Source organism: Methanobrevibacter thaueri, assembly GCF_015062905.1.
GTDB lineage: Archaea > Methanobacteriota > Methanobacteria > Methanobacteriales > Methanobacteriaceae > Methanocatella > Methanocatella thaueri_A.
This window is the reverse complement of record NZ_SUTK01000019.1, coordinates 23,187-29,825: the sequence shown is the minus strand read 5'-3', so window position 1 is coordinate 29,825 and position 6,639 is coordinate 23,187. Positions and strand designations below refer to the sequence as shown.

Here is a 6,639-nt window from a genome sequence, read left to right as displayed (position 1 = left end):
TGGGATATTTTAGAAAAGTTTATAAAGTATAATAAAATATTTTTTATTTAAGAAAAAAACGGCCAAAAGTAATACTTTTAATTATTGATTAAAACTTGTTTTTTTATTGTATTCTAAAAATTTTTTGATAATAATTCATTTAAATTAAAATATTAACGTTTTAGACAATATTATCAAAAAATAATCCTTATTTTAAAAAATAAAAGAAAATAAAAAATTATTACTTTCAAGGTTTATAGTAATAAATAATACTAAAAGTAATACAAAAATTTCTGAGAAAAAAATCATGAATTTATAAATAAAATGAAAATAAAATTAACTAATATGCAACTTGTAGCAGATGTCGGAGGAATACCTGGAAGAGACTGTAACGGTTTTTGCAAATACTGTTACTTCAGAAAGGTGAAAGATGTAAAAAGTTTTGGATGCGCACACTGCCTGCCCAATAAGATAGGCTGTGAAAGATGCAGCAAAGGAGTTTCCGAAACCCAAGGAGATTTTAAGTCCCCATTTGAAGTTATCAACCAGGTTCAAACCGCAATGATGATGGGAATGCCCCAAGGAGAAGTGAGCGCATACATCAGTGGCGGAGGAGACATAAGCTGCTATCCCCATCTAGAGACCCTAACCGCCAACCTAAACCAGTTCTCAATATCTTCTGTATTGGGATATACATGCGGCAAAGGCATAAGCGACTCTGAAATGGCTACAAGATTAATTAATAATGGCGTTAATGAAGTTTCATTCACTGTCTTTTCAACAGATCCCCAGCTTCGAAAGGAATGGGTGAAAGATCCTAATCCTGAAGAGGCCCTTAAAGCCTGCCAGATATTCTGTGAAAACATTAAGCTAACCGGTGCCGCAGTAATCATCCCTGGCGTCAATGATGGAGACGTATTAAGGCAAACTTGCAATTCCCTAGAGGAGTGGGGTGCAAAGGGAATGCTTTTGATGAGGTTTGCAAACACTTTCAACGAAGGGCTTATTCTGGGCAATGAACCTATCATAAAAGGTATCGAATCACAGCCTGTTGAAGACTTCGGCGAACTGGTAAGGCAAATCAATTCCGAATACAAATTCCGGGTCAGCGGAACACCAATATGTGACCCTGAAACCGGAGGACCATTTGCAATCGCAAAAGATGAAAACGAAGTGTTCCTGCAATTCATAAAGCCAATTACCGGTGAGGCAACAATCATTACCTCAAAAATAGCCGAACCGTACATCAGCAAAATCTTTGACAGAATTGATGTGGAGAACAATGTCAATGTTGTTGCCGTTGAAAAGGAAATAGCATGTCTGATTACAAAAGAGGATTTGGAAAAACTTGACCTATCCGAAATCAGGGATTCCGTCATAATACCAGGAAGGTCATTTGTTCACCAGCTTGATGCGGAAAGAATCCTGAGTGCAGACGGTGTAGACAGGCTTGTCGGCCGTGGGCCTAACACATTGACAGTGGACGGCGAATTAAGCATAGACATGACTGACGAAAATGTCATAGAAAGGGAACTGGAACAATTCAACGATCTGGTTGATGCCGTCAACTTCTTTGGTATGAGAAGAATTTAAAAAAAAAGAGAGTTAGTTAGAATCCTCAACAAGAGAACTCTCACTATTAATTTTCACCAATATGTAATCATACATTTTGGACTTTTTAATCTCAGCGATTTCTGATAACTTTTTGCCGTCAATGACCACATTGCCTATATCTTCGGCATAGGTATCATAATTCAATTTTACACGTACACCATTGAGCTGTGAAGTTACAGGTGTTGGAGAAATAACATCCTTTATTTCTCTGATCTGATTTTCAATTGCATTTTTTACAACGATTGATGGCACTAATGGTGGGTCAAGAGTCATCTCACGTTTTTTGTCACTTAAAATTTGCTCAACAGTTTCAACAAGTTTATCAAGCGCACGAATATCCGGACCTCTTCTGAGCCTTCTTGGAATCCTTCCAAGGCCTCCAACATATGCATCAGCGCCAGGAAGCTCATTAACATCGATTTCAGGTGCTCCTGTTACAATAACTGGTATGTCAATATTATCATAAAGGAAAGATTTTTCCTTGATGCAGTTTTCAAAGCTGCCTAAAGCAAAAATGGCAATGTCATGCTCTTCGATCAAATCACGTTCCTCTTCAGTGATTCCAGAAGTTCCTTTGCCGTCTCCCCTTGCAAGACCGATCATATTATCTTTTGCACCGTATTCACGCAAATACTCTGAAATGTCACATGCAGCATGAGGCAAATGGTGCCTTGCAAGTGTTGGTGAGACAATAGCTATTTCAGAACCTGCCATAGGAGCAACGGATATCTTTGCCAACAGTTCTTTGGATTTTTCTTCAATCTTGTCAACATCTTCCAGAGGAACAGCCATGTTCAATACCAGTTCCATCTGCTGAATGCTGTCCTGAAGAATGAATCCTCCCAAATCTTCAATAAGTTCTCTAATCTCTTCACTTTTGTGAACTCCACCAGTAAATATCAATGTTTCATACATTCCTAACACTCTCTAAAAATGCAATTGTAATAAACATATTTATAATTAATATATTATATTAAATTTTCTAAAATGCCATATCTCAATTCGGCCTTATCAAATGGATTTTTGGAAATGGAATTGTGAGACGGGATTTCAACGAGATTATCACTTTCAATAACGTTATTCTTCAGATAATCGGGATATATCACATAATCAAAGCCATCGCAAACTATATTGAAACCTACATCCTGAACGATATCCTTTAAAAATTCGGAATATACCTTGACATTGACATCCCTTTTGAAATCGGAATTAAGGTATTTCCTGCAAAGCTCATAATCATCAAAATATGATAATATCTCCTCATCGCTCAAATCATTGCCTGCAATGCCTGAAACTTCCTTGATACTTTCAAAAATCTGAGTTGAGGTATTGATTTTGATTTGAAGCGCATCCATCTCCACTTTACTTTCCGAAAGCAGAATTGCCAAATCCCCATCATCCTTTTTGGGAAATTTGTTTACAACATAATCCTTTATGCCTGCAATCTTTACGATTTCTTCACACATTGGGGTTGTGACTATCTTCATAAATATTATTATATAATCATTTAATATAAATTACATCATGAAAGTGACATTGAGTTTTGAGGAAAGTTCAAGCGGTGACGTTTCCATTATGGTCGATGCCCTGAGGGCAAGCACAACAATAACATTGGCATTAAACAATTTTGAAAGGATAATCCCGTGCTTTACCCCTGAAGAAGCCTTGAGCCTAAAGGAAAAAACAGGAGGCATACTTGCAGGCGAACGCAATGGAAAGCAAATTGAGGGATTTGAAATCGGAAACAGCCCTTCGAAAATTAAAGACTTCGAAACCTCCGAAGATACCCTAATTTTAACAACAACCAACGGAACCAGAATCCTTGAAAACATGAACTCCAAGGTGCTTGTCGGATCAATGGTCAATGCCAAATCGGTTGGCCTAAAAAGCATTCAGCTGGCCAGCAGCCATATTGATGTCGTAATGGCAGGAGTAAAAGGAAAATTTGCAATTGAGGACTTTCTGGCAGCTGGCGAGATTTTGTACTGGATTAGTGAAAATCTGAATGAATGCGAGCTAAGCGAATATGCGCAAACCGCAATTTTGGCAACCAGAGATTATGAGTTGGCAAAAGAGGCATTCATAAATTCAAGAACTGCCAAAAGACTGATCGAACTCGGTTACCTGGAAGATGTTGAGTTGTCAGTGTTGAGAAACATAACCGACAATGTTGCGATATATCATGATAATGAATTAACTTTATATATGTAGATTTAATAATAATTAGATAATATAATTACAAAGAAGTGTTTTTTTGAAAAGAGAATGTTTAAAAATTATAGGTACCGCTCACGTATCACAGGAAAGTGTTGAAGAAGTGAAGGATGCAATCTACGAATACCAACCTGATGTAGTTGCCATCGAGCTTGACAGAGGTCGATACACCAAATTAAAACAGGAAATGATGGGTATTGAACAGGATGACACCATTTCAGTCAGCAAAATCATCAAAGAAAACAAGGTAGGATTATTTTTCACAACCACACTCTTAAGCTACTTCCAATCCAAGGTTGGAGCGGAGCTGGATGTTGCGCCAGGCTCAGAAATGATTGGTGCAATCGAAGCGAGCGAAGATTTGGGAATCCCAATAGCCCTAATCGACAGGGACATTAGCATAACCTTGCAAAGGGCCTTGAACAAAATGGGCTTTACGGAAAAGGCCAAATTCATGTTCAGCATGATAGCTTCCGCTTTCGGATATGGTGATGATGAGGATGTCGATGTCGAGGAGCTTAAAAACCCCGACAACCTGGACGAGCTAATGGAAATGTTTAAGGATGAGGCCCCTAGCGTTCACGAGGTTCTTGTTCATGAAAGGGATGCCTACCTCGCCGGAAGCATAATGAGAATCCCACAGGATCATGTGATTGCAGTCGTTGGAGCAGGACATAAGCCTGGAATTGAAAGATATCTGGATAATCCGGAAACCTTGCCCAACATAAGAGATTTGGAAGTAATCAATGAAAAAAAGGGAATTCCTTGGGCTAAAATAATTTTGGCATTAATCCCTATTTTGTTTGTTGTGATATTTTTTCTGGCATATTTTAGCGGGATAAACATCACATGGAACATCTATGAGTTCATAGTCATCAGCATGATTATGGGATTCATCGGATCAATACTTTCAGGTTCAAAAATCCAGTCCGCAATCGTTGGAGGAGTGGTAGCGCCACTGACCATCATTCACCCATTGCTTGCTGCAGGATGGTTTTCAGGATTGTGCGAAGCAAAATTCAGAAAAGTCAGACAAAGCGACATCAAGAATCTGGCTCATATTGAAAGTTTTAGAGACCTGTGGAACAATAACATATTCAGAATACTTCTTGTAGTTATCGGAACTAACCTGGGAGTCAGCATTGCAACCCTGGTGATTTTACCATCCAAAGTTTTCATACCGTTATTCATGAAAATATTTGGTATTTAAATAATTAATTATAAATAATATATTGATAATATTATAATTACTATTGATTTTATAATGGAAAGACCATGTATTTGATATTTCGTTGTGACTGTGGAAGAGCATTATATGCAAAAGAAGGCGTGGCTACACGCAAATGCGTATGTGGAAAAACCCTTAAAGTTAAATCAAGACGCATTTTCCAAAAGGTGGCTACAAGGGAAGAAGCATCCGAAGCAGTTCAGGAAATGCAGGACAAAATATATGGAAACACTGGCTTTATGAAGGCCAGCGAATTAAAATAGTTTTAATGGTTTGTTAAAAATGATTGGGACGACACTCAAAATAATTATTATATTAGTTTTAATAATTTTTACTGGATACTTGTCAATGGCGGAACTTGCCGTCGTATCCATTAGAAAAGCAAAAATGCAAAAATATTTAGAAGAAGGAAATAAAAACGCACAGATTGTTTTTGATTTATTAGAAGACCCTAACGAATTTTTATCAACAGTTCAAATTGGAATTTCCCTGATTGGTGTTTTGACAGGTGCATTTGGTGGAATCACATTAGCTGAACCACTATCCAAAATTATCTCTTTCATACCATATAACGAACCAATAAGTGTTGCGATTGTCGTTATCGTCACCACTTACCTGACATTGGTTATTGGAGAGATTGTGCCGAAGGTCATTGCATTGAATGACCCTGAAAGAATCGCCCTAAGAGTTGCAAAAAGCATGCTGGTTCTTGAAAAAGTTTCAAAACCTGTCAGTTTCATTTTGGCCAAATCAAGCCGTTTTCTTTTATGGGTGATGAGAATTGAAGATAAAAGTGAAGATGTTGTGACAGAAGAAGAAATCGAATTGATGATTAAAGAAGGAAGAGAAGACGGTACCATCGAAAAAGAAGAGGAAGACATCATCAAAAGGGTTTTCAAACTTGACGATCAAAAAGTCGAAAGTATAATGACTCCTAGAAATGAGATAATCTGGATTGACTTGGAAGACGACAGGGAAATCAATAAGATAAAAATTATCGAAAGTAAAAGGTCAATTTTCCCAATTGCCTCCGGAGAGCTTGATGACTTCATTGGAGTCGTTCAGGCAAAGGACATCCTCTCAGCAATGTTCACTGAGGATAAATTTGATGTGCACAAAATCGTGAAAGAGCCGTTAGTGGTTTCCGAACACCTTGAAACATTAGAATTACTTAAGGAATTCAAGGAAAATCAAGGATATGTTCATATGTCCCTTGTAGTCGATGAATTCGGAAGCGTTGAAGGATTAATCACATTGAACGATTTGCTTGAGGGTATTGTAGGAGACATTCCTGGAATTGATGAGGAAGATGAACCTGAAGCGATTCAAAGAGCTGACGGAACATGGCTGATTGATGGAAGATACCCTATTGATAAATTTAAAGAGCTATTTGAGTTTAAAGATTCATTACCTGATGAAGAGGAAGACAACTACACCACATTAGCAGGATTTATACTCAGTATTAGCGGTACAATCCCTAATGAAGAGGACATCTATGAATGTGGAAGATTTGTCTTTGAAATAATAGATATGGACGGCCATCAAATCGATAAGGTCATCGTTACCGATTTGGGGCCTGAAGAGGAAATTGAAGAGGAGTAGAA

Annotated in this window: 7 protein-coding genes; 5 read left to right on the top strand and 2 right to left on the bottom strand. The window is 37.7% G+C overall.

Annotation, left to right across the window (positions count from 1 at the left end):
* The first annotated feature begins 324 nt into the window (after window positions 1–324).
* The gene (gene mmp10, locus E7Z79_RS05420) at window positions 325–1,572 is read left to right on the top strand and encodes a methyl coenzyme M reductase-arginine methyltransferase Mmp10 (protein ID WP_303738956.1); all 1,248 of its coding nucleotides are present in this window, start codon (window positions 325–327) and stop codon (window positions 1,570–1,572) included.
* A gap of 12 nt (window positions 1,573–1,584) precedes the next feature.
* Here the strand turns inward: mmp10 and E7Z79_RS05415 are convergent, their stop codons facing one another.
* Together E7Z79_RS05415 and E7Z79_RS05410 are read right to left on the bottom strand one after the other, a co-directional pair.
* Window positions 1,585–2,508 carry a methanogenesis marker 7 protein gene (locus E7Z79_RS05415; RefSeq protein ID WP_303738955.1) on the bottom strand — a complete coding sequence of 308 codons (924 nt, stop codon included), beginning with the start codon at window positions 2,506–2,508 and terminating at the stop codon, window positions 1,585–1,587.
* A 53-nt stretch (window positions 2,509–2,561) separates the two neighbouring features.
* Window positions 2,562–3,080: a hypothetical protein gene (locus tag E7Z79_RS05410; RefSeq protein ID WP_303738954.1), complete on the bottom strand. Its 519-nt coding sequence runs from the start codon at window positions 3,078–3,080 to the stop codon at window positions 2,562–2,564.
* Window positions 3,081–3,117: 37 nt separating this feature from the next.
* Here E7Z79_RS05410 and comB point away from each other — a divergent pair, with 37 nt between their 5' ends.
* The 4 genes from comB (at window position 3,118) to E7Z79_RS05390 (ending at window position 6,637) form a co-directional block, all read left to right on the top strand.
* Window positions 3,118–3,804 (top strand): 2-phosphosulfolactate phosphatase, encoded by a 687-nt coding sequence (gene comB, locus E7Z79_RS05405; RefSeq protein WP_303738953.1) that lies wholly within the window; start codon window positions 3,118–3,120, stop codon window positions 3,802–3,804.
* 43 nt (window positions 3,805–3,847) lie between these two features.
* Entirely contained in the window at window positions 3,848–5,017 is a 1,170-nt protein-coding gene (locus tag E7Z79_RS05400; protein WP_303738952.1) for a TraB/GumN family protein, read from the top strand.
* A 65-nt stretch (window positions 5,018–5,082) separates the two neighbouring features.
* Window positions 5,083–5,298: a DUF1922 domain-containing protein gene (locus tag E7Z79_RS05395; protein WP_292601910.1), complete on the top strand. Its 216-nt coding sequence runs from the start codon at window positions 5,083–5,085 to the stop codon at window positions 5,296–5,298.
* A gap of 19 nt (window positions 5,299–5,317) precedes the next feature.
* Window positions 5,318–6,637 (top strand): hemolysin family protein, encoded by a 1,320-nt coding sequence (locus E7Z79_RS05390; protein ID WP_303738951.1) that lies wholly within the window; start codon window positions 5,318–5,320, stop codon window positions 6,635–6,637.
* Window positions 6,638–6,639: the final 2 nt, after the last annotated feature.